The following is a 17,358-nucleotide window of genomic DNA, read 5'->3' on the forward strand; positions in this document are numbered from 1 at the left end:
GAACCTCGACTCCTTTGCGTGATTTTTCTGCGGCCACGATGTCCGTTGTGGGTCATTTTCGACGGATTCAACAGGGGTTGTCGGCAGGTTAATGACGCGGACTGGATCAGAGAGCTTGCCATGAAGAAGGGCGCGTGGGCCAACATCCCGCCGAAAAGCAAGCGCAGCGATCCGATCTGCTTCAGCCCCTATCTCTACCGCGCTCGCAACCAGGTCGAGCGGTTCTTCAACAGGATCAAACAATCTCGTCGGGTGGCGACGCGTTACGACAGGCTCGCTGCCAACTACCTTGCCTTCGTTCAACTCGAGTCAATCAGGCTATGGCTGCGCCTTAATGTGGAAATCGGCCGGCGCCTATTCCGCAGGACAGGTCGCCGCCCGGGCCTGCGGCCGATCCAGGCGCAGGCTCCACAGCGCCAGGACAAGACCGGCCGAGGTGATCGCCGCCGCAACCAGCGGCAGTGCGGTGAGACCGAGTCCATGATCGATGGTGATCCCGCCGGCCCAGGCGCCGAATGCATTGCCGAGATTGAAGGCGGCGATGTTGAGGCTCGAGGCGAGCGTCCGTCCGGCTTCGCCTGCCGTTTCGAGCACCCGGAGCTGCAGCGGCGCTACGGTCGCGAACGCCGCGATGCCGAGCAGTCCGACCAGCACGATGGTCAGCACCTTCAGCGGAAGCACAGCGGTCATTGCGACCAGGACGACCGCGAGCGCGGCCAGCGTTCCGATGAGAGCGCGCGGCAGGCCTCGATCGGCCAGCCGTCCGCCGGCAACATTTCCGATCGACAGCCCTACCCCGAACACCAGGAGGATTGGCGACACGGCCGCGTCGGAAAATCCGGTGACGCGTGTGAGGATCGGCTGGATATAGGTGAAGACCGTGAACACCCCGGCAAAGCCGAGCACCGTCATGGCGAGGCAGAGCTGGACCTGCGGACGAAGCATCACCGCCAGTTCATCTCGGACCTTCACCGCATTGCCGTCCTCGCCCACGTGGCCCGGCACGAACAACGCCACGATAGCAAAGACCCCGACGCCGATCGCGGTGACCGCCCAGAACGCGGCGCGCCATCCGAGCGATAGCCCGATCCAGGCGCCGAACGGCACGCCGAGAATGGTCGCCACCGTGAGGCCGACGAACATCGTCGCGATCGCGGAAGCGCGCTTGTCCTCGGCGACGAGGCTTGTCGCGACCACCGAGCCGACGCCGAAAAACGTGCCGTGTGCCAATGAGGTCAGCACCCGCGCGGCCATCAGCAACCCATAGCTCGGCGCCAGCGCACAGGCGGCATTGCCGAGTGTGAAAATGGCCATCAGCGCCAGCAGCACGGCCTTGCGCGGCATCCGCCGCGTCGCCAGCGTCAGGATCGGCGCGCCGACGAACACGCCCAGCGCGTAACCCGAAATGAGCAGGCCCGCGGCCGATACCGACACCTGCATGTCGGCAGCGACCTGCAGCAGAAGACCCATGATGACGAATTCAGTGGTCCCGATGCCAAAGGCACCGGCGGTGAGCGCAAGGACAGCGATGGGCAAGGACGTGGCTCCGGACTGGAAGGACGGCAAGCCCGGAAATAGCGTTGTGACGTTGCGAGAATTAGAGGGCGACAAGTCCAATCATTTGTGACACCAGTTCAACATGGTTCGATCAGACACCAACCGCTCCGGCGAAATGGAAGTGTTCGTCCGCGTCGTCGATCGCGCCGGCTTTACTGCCGCAGCGCAGAGCCTGCGGCTCACGCCCTCGGGCGTCAGCAAGCTGGTGTCGCGGATGGAGGCACGCCTCGGCGCCAGACTGATCAACCGCTCCACGCGCAAGCTGCAGCTCACGCCGGAGGGCGAAGCCTTCTATCAACGTGCGGTCCGCATCCTCGCCGAGATCCAGGAAGCCGAACATGAAGCCGCCGCCGGTGCGACGCCGCGAGGCCATCTCACCGTCAACAGCAACATCCCGTTCGGCACATTGCATATCCTTCCGCTGGTACCGCGCTTTCTTGCCGAGCATCCCGGGATCACGCTCGATATCGTCCTTACCGACACCGTGATCGACCTGATGCAGGAGCGCGCGGACGTCGCGATCCGCGTCGGCCCGCTGCAGGTGTCGCGGCTGATCGCGCGCAAGCTCGCGACCAGCCGCATGGTCGTCGTGGCCTCGCCGGACTACCTCGCCAAACATGGCACGCCCAAGACGCCGACTGAGCTCGCCAACCACCGCGGCATCGGCTGGACCTTTCCACGCACGATCCGCGGCTGGCCATTCCGCAAGGGAGAGCGGATCGAAGAGGTGCTGCCGCCGCCGATGGTCCGTGCCAGCGACGGCGAAGCCGTGCGCCGGCTCGTTTTGGGCGGCGCAGGGCTGGCGCGCCTTGCTTTGTTCCACATCGGTCCGGACATCGAGGCCGGACGATTGGTGCCGGTGCTTCAAACTCTCAATCCCGAGGACCGCGAAGATATTCACGCGGTCTATGTGGGCCACGCCGGCCCCCTTCCCGCCCGCGTGCGCGCCTTCATCGATTTCCTGTCGCGCCACATCCGGCTCAGCGACCCCGCGCTCAAGCGAACGGCCGACGGCAAGTGGAAGCTGGTGAGGAAATCGTAAGGGGGCGGGTTAGCGTCCCACGCTGCGCGATAATCAACGAGCGCGGGAGAAGCGTAGTCCTGCCGTTCGCTCGTACGAATACGCCGTGGTCATTCCGGGGCGCGCGCAGCGCGAGCCCGGAATGACGGCTCCGTCATTGCAATCGTAAGCGAATCATCCGCTGATTTACCAAACCTCAGAGAACCCCGATCACCCCGCCGCTCCGCCATCACCGCTGGCCCCCGCCTTGCTCAAGGACATGCCAAACGCATTGCCGGCGAAAGAGGCGTATCATGGCGGGACAGACATCTTCGGGCGTGGGCCGGTTTGAGGCACTTGATGCAATGCGCGGTATCTGCGCGCTGCTCGTGGTGCTCTTCCACATCCCCATTTACCATGCGCTGAAGGGCACCCAGCCGTTCGTGAACCTGCAATTCTGCGTCGACATGTTCTTTGCCCTGTCCGGCTTCGTGCTCTGTCACGCCTATGGCCAGCGCCTTCACCAATCCGGCGATGGCGTCCGCTTCATGGCGATGCGGTTCGCGCGGCTCTGGCCGCTGCATATGGTGATGCTGGCGCTGTTCGTAATGATCGAAGTGAGCAAGATCGTCTTCATGCGCACCGACGGTTCGTTCTCGCTGGATTCGGTACCGTTCGGCGCCGGGCACACGCTCTACGAAGCCGTCACCAACATCCTGTTCCTCCAGTCCTTCAACCTGCATGGCGGCCTGACCTGGAACGGCCCCGCCTGGAGCGCGGCGGTCGAGTTCTACGTCTCGATGCTGTTCGCGGTCATCGTCGTGCTGTTCCCGCGCCGGCGGCGCGAGATCTTCCTTGGCCTCTGCCTTGCGGCCGGAATGCAGCTCTACGAACGTTCGCCGGGAACGCTGTTCGTCTCCGGCGATTGGGGCATGCTGCGCGCGATGTTCTCCTTCTTCGCGGGATGCCTGGTCTACGACCTGCGCCTCTATTCCAACGGCCGGCTCGACATGCCGAACATATTGGAGGTCTCGTGCGCGGTGCTGGTTGCCGTGTTCGTGTTGGTTACTCCATCCGGCGGACCACAATATCTGTTTCCACTGCTCGCCGCGGTCGTGATCTGCGTGTTCTCGTTCGACCAGGGCAAGATCTCGGCGGTGCTGCGCTCGCCTGCGCTGCAGAAGCTCGGGCTGTGGTCCTATTCGATCTACATGATCCACACCTTCATCTTCCAGATCATGCGCAGCGCCGCCTCCTTCCTCGGCCACAAGCTCCACCTCGAACTGGTGGCATGGCACAATGACGACAAGCTGGTGGTGCTGGGAACACCAACGCTGGCGCTGGTGGCCGCGCTGGTTCTTTCCGTGGTCCTCGTCGTCCCCGTCGCTGCGCTCACCTATCGCTGGATCGAGAAGCCCGCGATGGACATGGCCCGACACGCGCTCTCCGGGACGGCGCGCGCCGAAGCGCCGCTCGGCTTCGGCGCGGCAATATGGCGGCTGTTCAGTGCCGGCGTGATCCGCGCGGCGGCCGGCTTCCGCGCCGTTCGGCTGCGGCTGCCGTAGAGCTAGCGCACGTCTGGCCGCGGATCGGAAACGAAGTTGTCGCGATTGGGCATCTTGATAGCGGCGAGCGTCTTCGCGTCGAGCACAGCGTCCGCCGGAACGAGGCCGTTGAGATTGAGGATGTAGGCGGAGACCGCGTAGACATCCTCATCGCTCAGCGACTGCGGCGCGTTCTGCGGCATGGCGCGGCGGATATAGTCGAACAGTGTCGGAGCATAGGGCCAGTAGCTGCCGACGGTGCGCACCGGCTTTGCGCCCGCAAGCGCGCCCTGGCCGCCGACCAGGCGATCGCCGACACCGCCCTGCCCGTCGGCGCCGTGGCAGGCGGCGCATTGTTCGCTGAAGACCACGCGGCCGCGCTCGACGTTGCCGCTGCCGGGCGGCAGGTTCGATCCATCATGGCCGATGTCGATGTCCCAGCCCTTGATTTCCGCCGGCGTCGCCGCGCGTCCGATATGGAAAGACTCCTCGGCCTGCGCGGCAGCAGCGAGCCCGGCGATCACGGCGGCCAGCAGGGCGACATGCGATCTAAGCCAGCGCATTGCTCACCTCCCCATTCGCGGTAATGCGCCACGGCCAGATCGCGTTGTTGTGGTAGTAATGATTGACGCCGCGAACCGCGAGCAATTCGGCGAGCGTCGGCTGCACATAGTCGGTCTCGTCGATCGCGCGGCTCTGGATCACGGCGGGAGTGCCGTCCCACTGCCAAGGCAGGCGAAAGCGGGTGAGCGCGCGGGTCAGGACCGGCTCCTGAAGTTTGGCCGTCTGCCAGCTCTTGCCGTCATCGACCGAAACCTCGACGCGCTTGATCTTGCCGTGCCCGCTCCAGGCGATGCCAGATATCTCATGGAAGCCGGTGTCGTTCAGTTTCTGTCCACCCGAGGGACGCAGGATGATCGACTTCGCCTCCATGGTGAAGGTGAACTCGCGCGCGGTGCCGTCTGGCATCAGGTCGGTATATTTGGAGGTCTCCTCGCGCGAATAGACAGGCTCCGCGACGGCCTTCAGCCGCCGCAGCCATTTGATGTTCATGTTTCCCTCGAAGCCCGGCAGCAAGAGGCGCAACGGATAGCCCTGCTGAGGGCGCAGCCGCTCGCCGTTCTGGCTGTAGACCAGCATGGCGTCGTCGAGGCATTTCTCGATCGGGATCGAGCGCGTCATCGCCGCCGCATCCGCGCCCTCGGCCACGATCCACTTCGCTTCCTTCTGCAGGCCGGCTTCGTCAAGGACGTCCTTCAGCATCACGCCGGTCCACTCGGCGCAGCTCACGAGGCCGACGAGGTCGGACGCGGTCTTGCCATAGGGCTTGGTGTAGACGGGATTGCCGGAACACTCGATGAAATGGATTCGCGACTGCGACGGGAAACGACGGATGTCGTCCATCGTGAAGATCAGCGGACGGTCGACCAGGCCATGCAGCATCAGCCTGTGCTGCGCCGGATCGATGGTCGGGACGCCGCCGTGATGACGTTCGTAGAACAGCCCGTTCGGCGTGATGATGCCGTCGAGCTCCTGCAGCGGCGTGCGGCCGGACGCCGAGAGATATTGCGGCAGCGTCTTGGAGATGTTCTTGACGACGCCCTTCTCATACATCGACGGCGTGCCATAAGGCTGATCGCCCATCGGTGCCCCGGGTGCCTTCATCCATTCGGGAATGTTGGGCGGAAGGTTGCTGGTGTCCGCGGTGCCTGGTCTCGCGCCGAGGGCGGCCCCACCCGCGACCGCCGCGCCGGCTTGCAGGAAATGCCGGCGGGATGGTCGTCGTTCGCGGTTGGTGATTGTTCGCTCGCTCATGACGCGCTCCCTTGCCGCTCTCGTTGATCGATCTCAGGCTATCACCGGACACCAGGAACACGCCTTCACATCTGCAAAATCGCGTGAGCGTCATGGGGGAATCTGCTCCGGGCCGAATCGTTCCGCCGTGTCAGCGCCGATCGTTCGCCTGCAGACGGCTATGCGTCCGGCCATAGGCGGCATAGATCACAAGACCGATCACGAGCCACACCGCGAGCCGGATCCAGGTGTCCATCGGCAGGCTAAGCATCAGGAAGATCGAGGTTGCGGCCGCGGCCGGGCCCACCAGCCAGATCGCCGGCGCCCGGAACGGACGCGGCAGGTCGGGATCGACGACGCGCAGCACCATGGTGCCGATCGAGACCACCGCAAACGCGAACAGCGTGCCGATGCTGACGAGTTCGCCGACCAGCCCGATCGGCAGCAACCCGCCGAGAAGGGCAACGACGATGCCGGAACCGATCGTGGCGACATGAGGCGTCCTGAAACGCGGATGGATGTTTGCGATCGCCGGCGGCAGCAATCCATCATAGGCCATGGCGCGGAAGATCCGGGGCTGCGCCAGCAGCATCACCAGTATCACCGAGGTCAGGCCGAACAGGATGCCGAGTTTGATGACCGGCGACAGCCAGCCGACGCCGGCCGCATCGATCCCGACCGCGATCGGGTCGGGAACGTTCAGCCGGTCGAACGGGACGATGCCCGTCAGCACGAAGCCGACGGCGACATAGAGCGCCGCGCAGATCACGAGCGAGCCGAGAATGCCGATCGGCATGTCGCGCTCCGGCGACTTCGCCTCCTGCGCGGCGGTCGAGACCGCGTCGAAACCGATATAGGCGAAGAACACCACGGCCGCGCCGCGGAACACGCCGGACCAGCCGAAGACGCCGACGCCCGCATTCGGCGGAATGAAGGCCCCTTCGGGATTGCTCGCGGTGACCCAGTTCGCGGTCGTGAACGAGGAGATCGTGCAGGCGATGAAGAGCAGAATGACGATCAGCTTCACCGCGACGATGAAATTGTTGAACCGCGCCGACTCCCTGATCCCTGCAACCAGCAGCGCCGTGATGAAGACGATGACGACCATCGCCGGCACGTTGAAGATCGCGCCCGTCGACGACCATGCGTGCGTGGTCGCGTCATAGCTCAGCGGCGCAGACGCGAGCTCCGGCGGGATCGTAAGGCCAAAATCCCTGGCGAAGCTGACGGCATAGCCGGACCACCCGATCGAGACCGCGATAGCACCGACGGCATATTCCAGGATCAGGTCCCAGCCGATGATCCAGGCCACAAATTCGCCGAGCGTCGCATAGGCAAAGGTGTAGGCGCTGCCGCAGACCGGGACGGTCGATGACATCTCCGCATAGCAGAGACCCGCGAAAGCGCAGGCCACCGCGCCGAACGCGAAGGAAAGCGTCACCGCAGGTCCTGCATTTGCCGCCGCGGCGTGTCCGGTCAGGACGAAGATGCCCGCGCCGATGACGGCGCCGATCCCGAGCGCGACGAGATTGAGCGCCGACAGCGTGCGCCGCAGCGGCGAGGCCCGCGCGTCTCCTTCCACGCCTGCCGCCTCCTGCAGCAGGTCGGCTGTCGATTTCCTGGCCCAGATGTCTGCCAAGAACCGCCTCCTCGCAACTTCGACCCCGGCGGCCGGTCGTACAGGCTAGCATGGTCTCGATACGCTGCGCCGCTCACGCATTCGGCACCACGGGCAACTTCTCGATCATCCGTATCCCGGGACGGCGTCGCCAATGGATCTCCGACGGCTGAACCGCAAGCTGAAGCTTTGGCCAGCGGGTGAACAGCGCCTTGAGTGCGCAGATCGCCTCGATCCGCGCGAGCTGGTGGCCGAGGCAGAAATGGATGCCCGTGCCGAAGGAGATGTGGCGGTTCGGACGCCGCTCGAGATCCATTTGCTCGGGTTGCACGTGCAATGCGGGATCGAAATTGGCCGCCACGATCATGGCCATCACGCGATCGTTCTTCTTCAGGGCGACGCCGCCGAGCTCGACATCGTGCCGCACATAGCGCGGCTTCGAGAATTGCACGGGCGAGACGTAGCGCAGGAATTCCTCGACCGCGAGGGCGGCGCGGTTCCAGTCCGCCTCGAGCCAGTTACGCATCTCAGGATTCTTCAACAGCTCGAACACCGATCCGCTGATCAGATGCGTCGTGGTTTCGGAACCCGCGCCGAGCAATAGCATCACCATCGACACCATTTCGTCTGCCGTGATGCGGCCGCCTTCTCTCTCGACCTGCACCAGTTCGGCAATGAGCCCCTCGCCGCCCTCTTTGCGCGCTACTTGGAGGCGTTCCTCCAGATAGCGCCGCATCTTCCCCAGGGTAAACAGCATCCGCACGAAGCCGAAGGCGTTCGTAATCTGCCCCATCGCATTCGCCCAGCCGATGAATTTCAGCCGGTCGGCCGCTGGCAAGCCGAGAAGCTCGCAGATGACGGAGAGCGGCAGGATGCGCGCATAGCGCTGCACCAGATCGGCGGGGCTACCCAATGCGAACAGTTGGTCCGCAAGGCCGTCCGCGATCGCCCGGATGTGCGGCTCCATCCCGAGCACGGCGCGACGGCGGAAGGCCTCATCGACGATGCCGCGCAACCGGCTGTGATCCGGCTCGTCCTTCGTCAACATGCTGTTGGCGATCGTCGCAATGGATTTCGGCATCCACCACTGCAGTCCCGCGAGCGCCCCGTCGTCCTTGCGCAGCGTGAACGTGGAGGAATCCTTCAGCATCTGTGCGGTGGTCTCATAGGTCGTGGTGACCCAGACTTTGCCCACGATCGGGAATCGCGTGGCAACCACAGGCGCACTGGCTCGCAGCGCCGCGACAGCGGTCGCGGGATCGCGGAAGAATTCTTCGCTGGTAAAATCGATGCGGGGCGCCATCGGTCCCCCCTCCACCTTGCCCCGATCAAGGTGGTGCGGCGCGCGCCAAGCGCAAGACGCGATCGCGCGGCGGACATAGCACTGTTTTCCCGCCCTTTTTCGGGCGTCCCGGAACCGCTGCGCCGCGAAATAGTTTGCGCCACGAGGCAAGCAGAATGACGGGGAGACTGACGCATGCCGCAAATCATCGTATCCGTGCCGATCGGCGAGAAATCCACGGACCTCTGGCGGGAGATCGGCTCCTTCGGCGCGGTGGGCCGATGGCACCCGATGCTGACGAGGGTGGAAAGCGAAGGAGACCACGAAGGCTGCGCGCGGGTTGCCGAGACGTGCGACGGCAAGCGACAGACCGAACGGCTGATCGAATTCGCACCGAATGAGCGCTTCTATCGCTACAGGATGGAGGCAACCGCGATGCCGATCCGCAACTATGTCGGCGAGTTCCGCATCGAGGACGCGCCGGACCACAGCAGCAGGGTCGTATGGTCCGCGCATTTCGACCTGATGTCGGACGAAGCATCCGGTGCGGCGGATGCGGTCAAATCATTCCTGAAAGCAGGTCTCGACCATCTTGCCAGTACCCACCCCCGACCTCCGGCGTGATCATTCCGACGAGGCGGGCGCGGGGCGCGCGTAGTTGACAGCGCAGCCGCCGGTATCGTGCTCTTCTGAAGTGGTAAATCGATCGTTAATCGGAACCACAGGCCGAGTTCTAACCAGAAAACCCTGATTTTCCGGCGCAACTTGGCCCGCTGGCCAGCACCCAGTGGCAAATCCTGAATCGGATGATGTGGATTTAGCAAATTCGGAAGGGCGTCGGCTTAACCCTTTGTGCAGCCCCGCTTCCCATAGTGGGAATCCAGCTCAATCTCCCAACATCCGGGTCCGGAACTGTGACATCCTTTGGACGTGTGATTTCGGTGCGCGGCTCGCAAGCCCGCGTCGGACTCCTGGCAACCAGCCAGATGCCGTTTTCGGAAGTGCGCGCGACCGTCGGCCGCTTCGTCAGCATCCGGAGTGCGTCTTCCGTGATCGTCGCCATGATCACGGAGGTGAGCTGCGAAGACCTGCCGACATCAGACAATTATATCGCAACCGCCTCCGTCGACCTGCTCGGCGAAATCCTCGGCGGCGACCGTCCCAAATTCCAGCGCGGCGTCACCAACTACCCGACCATCGGCGACACCGTAGACCTGATCAGCGCAGAGGAACTGCGTACGATCTATGCGCCGAGCGGCTCGGACCAGATCAATGTCGGCACTCTGCAGCAGGACCGTTCAGTCACCGCCTATGTCGATATCGAGGAAATGCTGTCCAAGCACTTCGCCGTGCTCGGTTCGACCGGCGTCGGCAAGTCCACCGGCGTGTCGCTGCTCCTCAACGAGATCCTGAAGTCGCGGCCGACCCTGCGCATCTTCCTCCTTGACGTGCACAACGAATACGGGCGTTGCTTCGGCGACCGCGCCCAGGTGCTCAACCCGCGCAACCTGAAGCTGCCGTTCTGGCTGTTCAACTTCGAAGAGATCGTCGACGTGCTGTTCGGCGGCCGCCCCGGCGTGCCGGAAGAACTCGACATCCTTGCCGAAGTCATCCCGATGGCGAAGGGCATCTACACCCAATACCAGAATGCCGACCGTATCGGACTGAAGCGCATCGATCCCAAGCAGATCGGCTACACCGTCGACACGCCGGTGCCGTATCGTCTTGTCGACCTGATCGCGCTGATCGACGAGCGCATGGGCAAGCTCGAGAACCGCTCCTCGCGCATCATCTATCACAAGCTGATCTCGCGCATCGAAACCGTCCGCAACGATCCGCGCTACGCCTTCATGTTCGACAACGCCAATGTCGGCGGCGACACCATGGCGGAGGTCATCAGCCACCTGTTCCGCCTGCCCGCCAACGGCAAGCCGATGACAGTGATGCAGCTCGCCGGCTTCCCGGCCGAGGTCATCGATTCCGTCGTGAGCGTGCTCTGCCGGATGGCATTCGATTTCGGGCTGTGGAGCGACGGCGTCTCGCCGCTATTGTTCGTCTGCGAGGAGGCGCACCGCTACGCGTCCGCCGACCGCAATATCGGCTTTGGCCCGACCCGCAAGGCGGTCTCCCGTATCGCCAAGGAAGGCCGCAAATACGGCGTCTATCTCGGCCTCGTCACCCAGCGCCCGGCCGAGCTGGATGCCACCATCATCTCCCAGTGCAACACGCTGTTCACGATGCGGCTCGCCAACGACCGCGACCAGGCGCTGTTGCGCTCGGCGGTTTCCGACGCCGCGGCCAACCTGCTGTCGTTCGTGCCCTCGCTCGGCACTCGCGAGGTGTTGGCGTTCGGCGAGGGCGTGGCGCTGCCGACGCGGCTGCGCTTCAAGGAGGTGCCGCCGCATCAGCTTCCGCGCAGCGAAGCCACCATCGCGACCGTGCCGTCGGTTGCCGCCGGCCACGACATGCATTTCGTCTCGGCCGTCCTGGAGCGCTGGCGCGGCGCGACCTCGCACCGCGACGTGCCCAACGACCCCGCGATCAGCGAGCGGCCCGCCGCGCGCACCACCACGCTGGATGCGCCGATGCTGCAGCCTTCGATGGGACTCGATCCGGACCGCTTCTCGCTCCTGAAGAAGCCATTGCGCTGAGCGCTTTCAGCCGGGCGCTTGCGCTCGCGCCGTCATCGACTATGGTTCCGGCCAAGCTGCATTGCCTTGAGCCGGAACCCGCCCATGACTGAGCCGATCGCAACACGCTTTCCCACGCCTTCCCTCGACAAATTGCCCGAGGATATCCGCGAGCGTATCCTCGCAGTGCAGGAGAAATCCGGTTTCGTGCCGAACGTCTTCCTGGCGTTCGCCTTTCGCCCGGACGAGTTTCGCGCCTTCTTTGCCTATCACGACGCGCTGATGGAGAAGGACAGCGGCCTCTCCAAGGCCGAGCGGGAAATGATCGTGGTGGCAACGAGCGCCGCCAACCAGTGCCACTACTGCGTGATCGCTCATGGCGCGATCCTGCGCATCCGCGCCAAGAATCCGCTGATCGCCGACCAGATCGCCGTCAACTATCGCAAAGCCGACATCACGCCGCGCCAACGCGCCATGCTCGATTTTGCGATGAAGGTGAGCCGCGAGGCGAGCACGATCTCGGAGACCGATTTCAGCGCGCTAGAAGCGCACGGGTTCAGCGACGACGACATCTGGGACATCGCGGCGATCGCCGCCTTCTTTGCACTGTCAAACCGGATGGCGAATTTCACCGCGATGCGCCCGAACGACGAGTTCTACATGATGGGACGGTTGCCGAAATAGCCGGCCGCCGAGGTATGCCGCGTGCTTGAGTGGAGCGACATCATCCTGCGCCTTGGCGTCGCCACGCTGGCGGGCGCCCTGATCGGCCTCAATCGCGATCTGCGCGGAAAGCCGATCAGCTTGAAGACGCTCGGCATCGTCGGACTGTCCACGGCGACAGTCGTGGTGGTCGCCGTGCAGTTCACCGAAGTCGGCAAGATCACCGATGCGACCAGCCGAGTGATCCAGGGCATCTTGACCGGCATCGGCTTTCTCGGCGCCGGCGTCATCGTCCATGAGAGAGAACACTTCCGCGTCCGTGGATTGACGAGCGCCGCCTGTGCCTTTCTGGCCGCCTGTATCGGGATCGTCTCCGGAGCCGGAGAGTGGCGGATCGTCGCGACAGCCCTGGTGATCGCGCTCGTGCTCCTGACCGTCGGCCGCCGCACCGAGCGCTTGCTGCATCGCGCGCTGGGCGGCAACGGCGATTCGAACGAACACGGCGCGCCACCGCAGCCGCCGACAGGCCGCTAATCATCCGAGGCTGGTCCGCACCAGCCCGGCAGGTAGACCGCGTCCTTGCTTTTTGCCGCCGCGAGCGCCTTCTCCATCGCCGTGTCGAAATCAGCGTCCACAAGCTTGCGGGCGACCCTGCGGCGCAGGAAATCCGCCCACAGGAATTCACTGAATGGCGTGGTATCCTTGGCAAAGCCGCCGGCACGGCGCAGTTCGCCGGCAAGGCTGCGGAACGGATCATCCTTCAGGTCGACCACCGATTTCGGCAGATCGCGAAAATGCCTGCGTTCACCCTTGGCGTCATAGGGATAGACCCAGCGCTTGTTGTCCATCACGCCCCAGAATGCATCGCGCTCGACCATGGTGAGATCGCCGATCACGGTGACCAGCACATCCTTGACGCCCTCATCGTGCAGTGCGCGGGCGAGATGGTGATGGTCGACGACGTAGTGGCGATCATCGGGCCCGAGCACCACCGGGATCATGTGCTGGCCGAGCATTTCGGCGCGCTTCTTCGCTGACTTGTGCTCGCGCCAACGCTGACGCTTCTCCTTTACCTCCCTCATGCCGACCGTCATCTGAGTCGGGCGCAGGGACATGATCGTAACCGGCTTGAGAATCGGCTCGCGCGTATTTGCCATGGTTCACTCCCTATTGCTGCCGACGGAAACCATCGAGGGCCGGTTCCACTATGGCACGGCGCCACCAGGGATTGAATTCCTTGGTCTCTCGTTTCGATGAGCTGTGAACAGAGGATCCGCCACGACGCGCGAGGGTGCATCGCACACATCGCCGCGATGCCTTGCGCCCATCGCCCACTGTCAGTTCCATCAAGTGTCGTGGGGATCAGGTTGCGAGAGCGCGCACCAATATTTTACGTGAGGACCGCGCACGGCGTGCTAAACAGGATCACAACTTCTGCGGACGGACGGCAGTGAAAACCCAGCGGCCTATCAGCTCGGACGGTGAGCACGTGGTGCTCAAATTCCGGCCGCGCACCTCCGCCCATCCGCCCGCCCACCACGAGCAATCGCTTGAGGCGGGAAAGCCCGGGCAAGTGGCCCGGGACCTTTCCCATTACGAGCGCCCGCGCGAGGAGCCCGATGACTTCCGCCAGCGCATGCTGGCCAATATCGCGGCCTTCGCTTTCACGGTGGCGCTGACCGCAATCGGCATCTGGTTGGCCGTGAGCATCGCCGACCTGCGCAAAACCCAGGATTGCGTCCTGATGGGCCGGCGCGATTGCGCGCGGATTTCGGTGATGCCGAGGGGCTAGCGCTGGAACCGCAGCCCTATCTGCTGCCCAACAAAGCGGCTCCACAGACAAGGCCAAGCTCCATTGAACTCGCGGCCCCGCTCCGATATACGGGCACTCGAGTCCGCCCGGGGGAACAGGGCATTCCGGGGCAAATCAGCCCGCCGCCTCCCGATCGTCCCGGAATTTATCGCCAATATATCAAAGGCTTAGTGATGTCTTCCACATTCGAGCAGATCGCCAACATTATCGCCGAGACCTGCGATATCCCGCGCGACACGATCAAGCCGGAAAGCCACGCCATCGACGATCTGGGGATCGACAGCCTCGACTTCCTCGACATCGCCTTTGCGATCGACAAGGCGTTCGGGATCAAGATGCCACTTGAGAAGTGGACCCAGGAAGTCAACGACGGCAAGGCCACGACCGAGCAGTACTTCGTGCTGAAGAACCTCGCTGACCGCATCGACGAACTGGTCGCGGCCAAGAACGCAGGCACGGGCACGGCGTCGGGCTCGTAACCGAGCGCCCCATGCAGCTCGAATATTTCACGCTCATCGATCGCATCGTCGACCTCAACATCGGCGACAAGACGATCGTGGTGGAAGCTGACGTTCCGCAGACCAGCACGATCTTCGAAGGCCATTTCCCGGGCTATCCGATCATGCCTGGCGTGCTGCTGACGGAAGCGATGGCGCAGTCGTCCGGCTGGCTGCTGCTCGGCCTGATGAAGTTCGAGCGGATGCCCTTTCTCGCGATGATCAAGGAAGCCAAGATGCGTGGCTTCGTCAACCCGGGCGAGGTACTGACGATCGAGGCCAAGGTCGAGCATGAAGGTTCGGGCTTTGCGGTGACATCGGCCAAGGTTCGGGTAGGCAAGGAATTGAAATGCAGCGCCGATCTGACATTCCGCCACATCCCCTTCCCCCATCCCGATCTTCGCGTGCACATGGACGCGATGGCCAAGAAGATCGGCTTTCCGCTGCAGGCGCTGACGCATGACTGAGCGGAAGGAAGTCTGGATCACCGGCATTGGCGTCCTTTCGTCGCTCGGCGAAGGACTGGACGCGCATTGGGATGCGCTCAACGCCAAGCGCATCAACATCGACGACAAGCGGTTCGCGCCCTATATCGTCCATCCGCTCGCCCCCGTCAGTTTCGACGCGCAGATCCCGAAGAAGGGCGACCAGCGCCAGATGGAAGCCTGGCAGCGCATCGGCACCTATGCTGCGGGGATGGCGCTGGATTCGGCCGGCGTCAAAGGCAATCAGGAAATCCTGTCCCGCATGGACATGATCGTCGCGGCCGGCGGCGGCGAGCGCGACCTCGCAGTCGATACGGCGATCCTGAACGCCGATGCGCGTGGCAATTTCAGCCCCGGCTTCCTCAACGAGCGGCTGATGAGCGAGCTGCGCCCGACGCTGTTCCTGGCGCAGCTCTCCAACCTGCTTGCGGGCAATATCGCCATCGTTCACGGCGTCCGCGGCACCTCGCGCACGTTCATGGGTGAGGAAGCCTCCAGCATCGATGCGGCGCGGATTGCCCTGGCACGCATCGAGGCCGGCCAGAGTGACATTGCGCTGGTCGGCGGCGCCTATAATGGCGAACGCCTCGACTTGCTCGTCCTCTTCGAATTCGGCGACTTCAACCTGACCGGAGAGTTCACTCCGGTCTGGGCCCGCGAGAACAACAGCGGATTCGCGCTTGGTTCCGCCGGCGCGTTCCTGGTGCTGGAATCCCGTGAGCACGCCGAGGCGCGCGGCGCCAAGCCTTATGCCAAGCTCTCCAAGGTGGTCGCCGACCTCGCACAGCGCAAACAGCCGGGCGCGGTGACGAAGTCTCTGGAAGCGCTATGGTCGAAACTCGGCGTCGACGACGATGTCGGCGTGGTGGTCACCGGCGCGACCGGCGCCGAGCCCGTCACGTCAGAGGAGCGCGCGTTCCTGCGCCAGCACCAGGGCCTTGCCGTGCGCGCCACCGGAACGATGTTCGGCCACACCGTCGAGGCCCAATTCCCGCTCGGCGTTGCCCTGGCGGCGCTCTCGGTCTCACGCGGCGCGCTGTTTCCGCCGAACGATCCGACCGGCTTCGAGGTTGAAAAATCCGATCCGCCGACCCAGATTGTAGTGATGGGAACCGGTCACTGGCAGGGCGAAGGGATGGCCCTGGTTGAGGCCGTCAAGTAGGGCGCATTCGCGCGAGCATCGACGGGGGAAGCATGGCGACACCACGCGATAAGTTTGGCAGGCCGATCGTTGTCGTGACCGGCATGGGCATCGTCACATCGCTCGGCGCCGGCAAAGCCGACAATTGGGCCAAGCTCGTTGCCGGCGAATCCGGCATCAAGACGGTCACCCGTTTTCCGATCGATGGACTGAGGACCACGATGGCGGGAACGGTGGATTTCGTCAGCGTCGATCCGTTCACCTCGACCAGTCTTTCCGAGCGCATCGCCGAAATCGCCACCGACGAAGCGCTGGCGCAATCCGGTATCGGCAGCAAGGGTGACTTTCCAGGCCCGCTCTTCCTCGCAGTTGCGCCGGTCGAGACCGAATGGCCGCAGCGGCTCGAACTCGGGCGCACGATCGACAAGAAGGAATTCGACTACTACGACATGCTGCGTGCGAGCGGTGGGGGTAGGTTCGCCCCCTATCATGATCGCTTCATGTTCGGTTCGGTCGCAAAATACCTCGCCGAGAACTTTGGTACCAAGGGCTCGCCGATCTCGCTGTCGACCGCCTGCGCCTCCGGCGCAACCGCGATCCAGCTCGGCGTCGAGGCGATCCGTCGTGGTGAGGCGGATGCGGCGCTCTGCGTTGCAACCGACGGCTCGGTAAATCCCGAGGCCGTGGTCCGCTTCTCCCTGCTCTCCGCACTGTCGACGCAGAACGATCCGCCGCAGGCTGCCTCCAAGCCCTTCTCCAAGAATCGCGATGGCTTCGTGATGGCGGAAGGCGCCGGCGCGCTGGTGCTGGAGAGCTATGAGGCGGCCACCGCGCGCGGCGCGAGGATCCTGGGTGTCGTCGCCGGCTGCGGCGAACTGACTGATTCGTTCCACCGCACCCGCTCGAGCCCGGACGGCAAGCCGATCATCGGCTGCATGCGCAAGACGCTGGCGGACGCCGGGATGGAGCCGGAGCAGATCGACCATATTAACGCGCACGGGACAGCGACGCCCGAGAACGATAAGATGGAATATCTGACGACCTCGGCGGTCTTCGGCGAGCAGATCTCGAAGATTCCGGTGTCGTCGAACAAGTCGATGGTCGGCCACACGATCTCCGCGGCCGGTGCGGTCGAGGCGGTATTCTCGCTGCTCACGCTCGAGCATCAGCGGATTCCACCGACCATCAACTATGACGTACCGGATCCGACCATTCATTTCGACGTGGTCGGCAACAAGGCGCGCGACGCCCGCGTCACTGCCGTGATGTCCAATTCGTTCGGCTTTGGCGGGCAGAACGCCTCATTGATCCTGACGCGCGAGCCGGCCTAGAGC

17 protein-coding genes and 1 pseudogene are annotated in these 17,358 nt (G+C 64.0%); 12 read left to right on the forward strand and 6 right to left on the reverse strand.

All coding sequences use genetic code 11. The annotated features are described in order from the left end of the window. Positions 1-93: 93 nt before the first annotated feature. Positions 94-342: pseudogene (locus tag ACZXDY_RS16385) on the forward strand (IS5/IS1182 family transposase); the annotation flags it as partial. Positions 343-354: 12 nt separating this feature from the next. Here ACZXDY_RS16385 and ACZXDY_RS16390 read toward each other — a convergent pair. Continuing rightward, positions 355-1,536, reverse strand: coding sequence for an MFS transporter (locus ACZXDY_RS16390; RefSeq protein WP_464346200.1), 1,182 nt, complete (start codon positions 1,534-1,536; stop codon positions 355-357). A 103-nt stretch (positions 1,537-1,639) separates the two neighbouring features. On the opposite strand from ACZXDY_RS16390, the gene ACZXDY_RS16395 reads away from it, so the two are divergent. Both ACZXDY_RS16395 and ACZXDY_RS16400 read left to right on the forward strand, forming a co-directional pair. Then, a complete protein-coding gene (locus tag ACZXDY_RS16395; RefSeq protein WP_464346201.1) occupies positions 1,640-2,599 on the forward strand; it encodes a LysR family transcriptional regulator in 960 nt (319 codons plus the stop codon). A 272-nt stretch (positions 2,600-2,871) separates the two neighbouring features. Further along, complete coding sequence (locus ACZXDY_RS16400) at positions 2,872-4,122, forward strand: acyltransferase family protein (RefSeq protein ID WP_464346202.1); 1,251 nt, start codon at positions 2,872-2,874, stop codon at positions 4,120-4,122. 2 nt (positions 4,123-4,124) lie between these two features. Here ACZXDY_RS16400 and ACZXDY_RS16405 read toward each other — a convergent pair whose 3' ends face one another. The 4 genes from ACZXDY_RS16405 to ACZXDY_RS16420 form a co-directional block, all read right to left on the reverse strand. After that, positions 4,125-4,664, reverse strand: a complete 540-nt coding sequence (locus ACZXDY_RS16405; RefSeq protein WP_464346203.1) for a c-type cytochrome — start codon at positions 4,662-4,664, stop codon at positions 4,125-4,127. Next, positions 4,651-5,916: a sulfite dehydrogenase gene (gene soxC / locus ACZXDY_RS16410; RefSeq protein WP_464346204.1), complete on the reverse strand. Its 1,266-nt coding sequence runs from the start codon at positions 5,914-5,916 to the stop codon at positions 4,651-4,653. Before soxC ends, ACZXDY_RS16405 begins: the two co-directional genes overlap by 14 nt. A 130-nt stretch (positions 5,917-6,046) precedes the next feature. After that, the gene (locus tag ACZXDY_RS16415; protein WP_464346205.1) at positions 6,047-7,534 is read right to left on the reverse strand and encodes an amino acid permease; all 1,488 of its coding nucleotides are present in this window, start codon (positions 7,532-7,534) and stop codon (positions 6,047-6,049) included. Between the two features lie 73 nt (positions 7,535-7,607). Further along, complete coding sequence (locus ACZXDY_RS16420) at positions 7,608-8,816, reverse strand: cytochrome P450 (protein WP_028166487.1); 1,209 nt, start codon at positions 8,814-8,816, stop codon at positions 7,608-7,610. 174 nt (positions 8,817-8,990) lie between these two features. Between ACZXDY_RS16420 and ACZXDY_RS16425 the strand changes: the two genes are divergently transcribed. From ACZXDY_RS16425 to ACZXDY_RS16440, 4 genes are all read left to right on the forward strand, one after another. Then, positions 8,991-9,419: an SRPBCC family protein gene (locus ACZXDY_RS16425; RefSeq protein ID WP_028166488.1), complete on the forward strand. Its 429-nt coding sequence runs from the start codon at positions 8,991-8,993 to the stop codon at positions 9,417-9,419. A gap of 290 nt (positions 9,420-9,709) precedes the next feature. Next, positions 9,710-11,446, forward strand: a complete 1,737-nt coding sequence (locus ACZXDY_RS16430) for an ATP-binding protein (RefSeq protein ID WP_208827447.1) — start codon at positions 9,710-9,712, stop codon at positions 11,444-11,446. 84 nt (positions 11,447-11,530) lie between these two features. After that, positions 11,531-12,109: a peroxidase-related enzyme gene (locus ACZXDY_RS16435; RefSeq protein WP_464346206.1), complete on the forward strand. Its 579-nt coding sequence runs from the start codon at positions 11,531-11,533 to the stop codon at positions 12,107-12,109. 21 nt (positions 12,110-12,130) lie between these two features. Further along, the gene (locus ACZXDY_RS16440) at positions 12,131-12,622 is read left to right on the forward strand and encodes an MgtC/SapB family protein (RefSeq protein WP_464346207.1); all 492 of its coding nucleotides are present in this window, start codon (positions 12,131-12,133) and stop codon (positions 12,620-12,622) included. On the opposite strand, the gene ACZXDY_RS16445 is transcribed toward ACZXDY_RS16440, so the two are convergent. Further along, positions 12,619-13,245 carry a ParB-like protein gene (locus ACZXDY_RS16445; RefSeq protein ID WP_464346208.1) on the reverse strand — a complete coding sequence of 209 codons (627 nt, stop codon included), beginning with the start codon at positions 13,243-13,245 and terminating at the stop codon, positions 12,619-12,621. The genes ACZXDY_RS16440 and ACZXDY_RS16445 overlap by 4 nt on opposite strands. Before the next feature lie 293 nt (positions 13,246-13,538). On the opposite strand from ACZXDY_RS16445, the gene ACZXDY_RS16450 reads away from it, so the two are divergent. From ACZXDY_RS16450 to ACZXDY_RS16470, 5 genes are all read left to right on the forward strand, one after another. Continuing rightward, a complete protein-coding gene (locus tag ACZXDY_RS16450; RefSeq protein WP_028166493.1) occupies positions 13,539-13,880 on the forward strand; it encodes a hypothetical protein in 342 nt (113 codons plus the stop codon). A 194-nt stretch (positions 13,881-14,074) separates the two neighbouring features. Beyond that, positions 14,075-14,380 (forward strand): acyl carrier protein, encoded by a 306-nt coding sequence (locus ACZXDY_RS16455; protein WP_027583603.1) that lies wholly within the window; start codon positions 14,075-14,077, stop codon positions 14,378-14,380. A gap of 11 nt (positions 14,381-14,391) precedes the next feature. Further along, complete coding sequence (locus ACZXDY_RS16460) at positions 14,392-14,865, forward strand: 3-hydroxyacyl-ACP dehydratase FabZ family protein (protein WP_028166494.1); 474 nt, start codon at positions 14,392-14,394, stop codon at positions 14,863-14,865. Then, on the forward strand, positions 14,858-16,045 hold the full coding sequence (locus tag ACZXDY_RS16465) for a beta-ketoacyl-ACP synthase (protein WP_464346209.1): 1,188 nt from the start codon (positions 14,858-14,860) through the stop codon (positions 16,043-16,045). The genes ACZXDY_RS16460 and ACZXDY_RS16465 overlap by 8 nt, the downstream gene beginning before the upstream one ends. A gap of 32 nt (positions 16,046-16,077) precedes the next feature. Beyond that, complete coding sequence (locus ACZXDY_RS16470) at positions 16,078-17,355, forward strand: beta-ketoacyl-ACP synthase (protein ID WP_028166496.1); 1,278 nt, start codon at positions 16,078-16,080, stop codon at positions 17,353-17,355. Positions 17,356-17,358 lie beyond the last annotated feature (3 nt).

It is taken from the genome of Bradyrhizobium sp. LeoB3 (assembly GCF_055456055.1).

Excerpts from the sequence above, each read along its gene's own strand:
- ACZXDY_RS16465 (WP_464346209.1), top strand. The coding sequence starts at position 14,858 with ATGACTGAGCGGAAGGAAGTCTGGATCACCGGCATTGGCGTCCTTTCG.
- ACZXDY_RS16400 (WP_464346202.1), top strand. The coding sequence starts at position 2,872 with ATGGCGGGACAGACATCTTCGGGCGTGGGCCGGTTTGAGGCACTTGAT.
- soxC (WP_464346204.1), bottom strand. The coding sequence starts at position 5,916 with ATGAGCGAGCGAACAATCACCAACCGCGAACGACGACCATCCCGCCGG.
- ACZXDY_RS16425 (WP_028166488.1), top strand. The coding sequence starts at position 8,991 with ATGCCGCAAATCATCGTATCCGTGCCGATCGGCGAGAAATCCACGGAC.
- ACZXDY_RS16405 (WP_464346203.1), bottom strand. The coding sequence starts at position 4,664 with ATGCGCTGGCTTAGATCGCATGTCGCCCTGCTGGCCGCCGTGATCGCC.
- ACZXDY_RS16470 (WP_028166496.1), top strand. The coding sequence starts at position 16,078 with ATGGCGACACCACGCGATAAGTTTGGCAGGCCGATCGTTGTCGTGACC.
- ACZXDY_RS16420 (WP_028166487.1), bottom strand. The coding sequence starts at position 8,816 with ATGGCGCCCCGCATCGATTTTACCAGCGAAGAATTCTTCCGCGATCCC.
- ACZXDY_RS16455 (WP_027583603.1), top strand. The coding sequence starts at position 14,075 with ATGTCTTCCACATTCGAGCAGATCGCCAACATTATCGCCGAGACCTGC.
- ACZXDY_RS16460 (WP_028166494.1), top strand. The coding sequence starts at position 14,392 with ATGCAGCTCGAATATTTCACGCTCATCGATCGCATCGTCGACCTCAAC.
- ACZXDY_RS16435 (WP_464346206.1), top strand. The coding sequence starts at position 11,531 with ATGACTGAGCCGATCGCAACACGCTTTCCCACGCCTTCCCTCGACAAA.
- ACZXDY_RS16445 (WP_464346208.1), bottom strand. The coding sequence starts at position 13,245 with ATGGCAAATACGCGCGAGCCGATTCTCAAGCCGGTTACGATCATGTCC.
- ACZXDY_RS16395 (WP_464346201.1), top strand. The coding sequence starts at position 1,640 with ATGGTTCGATCAGACACCAACCGCTCCGGCGAAATGGAAGTGTTCGTC.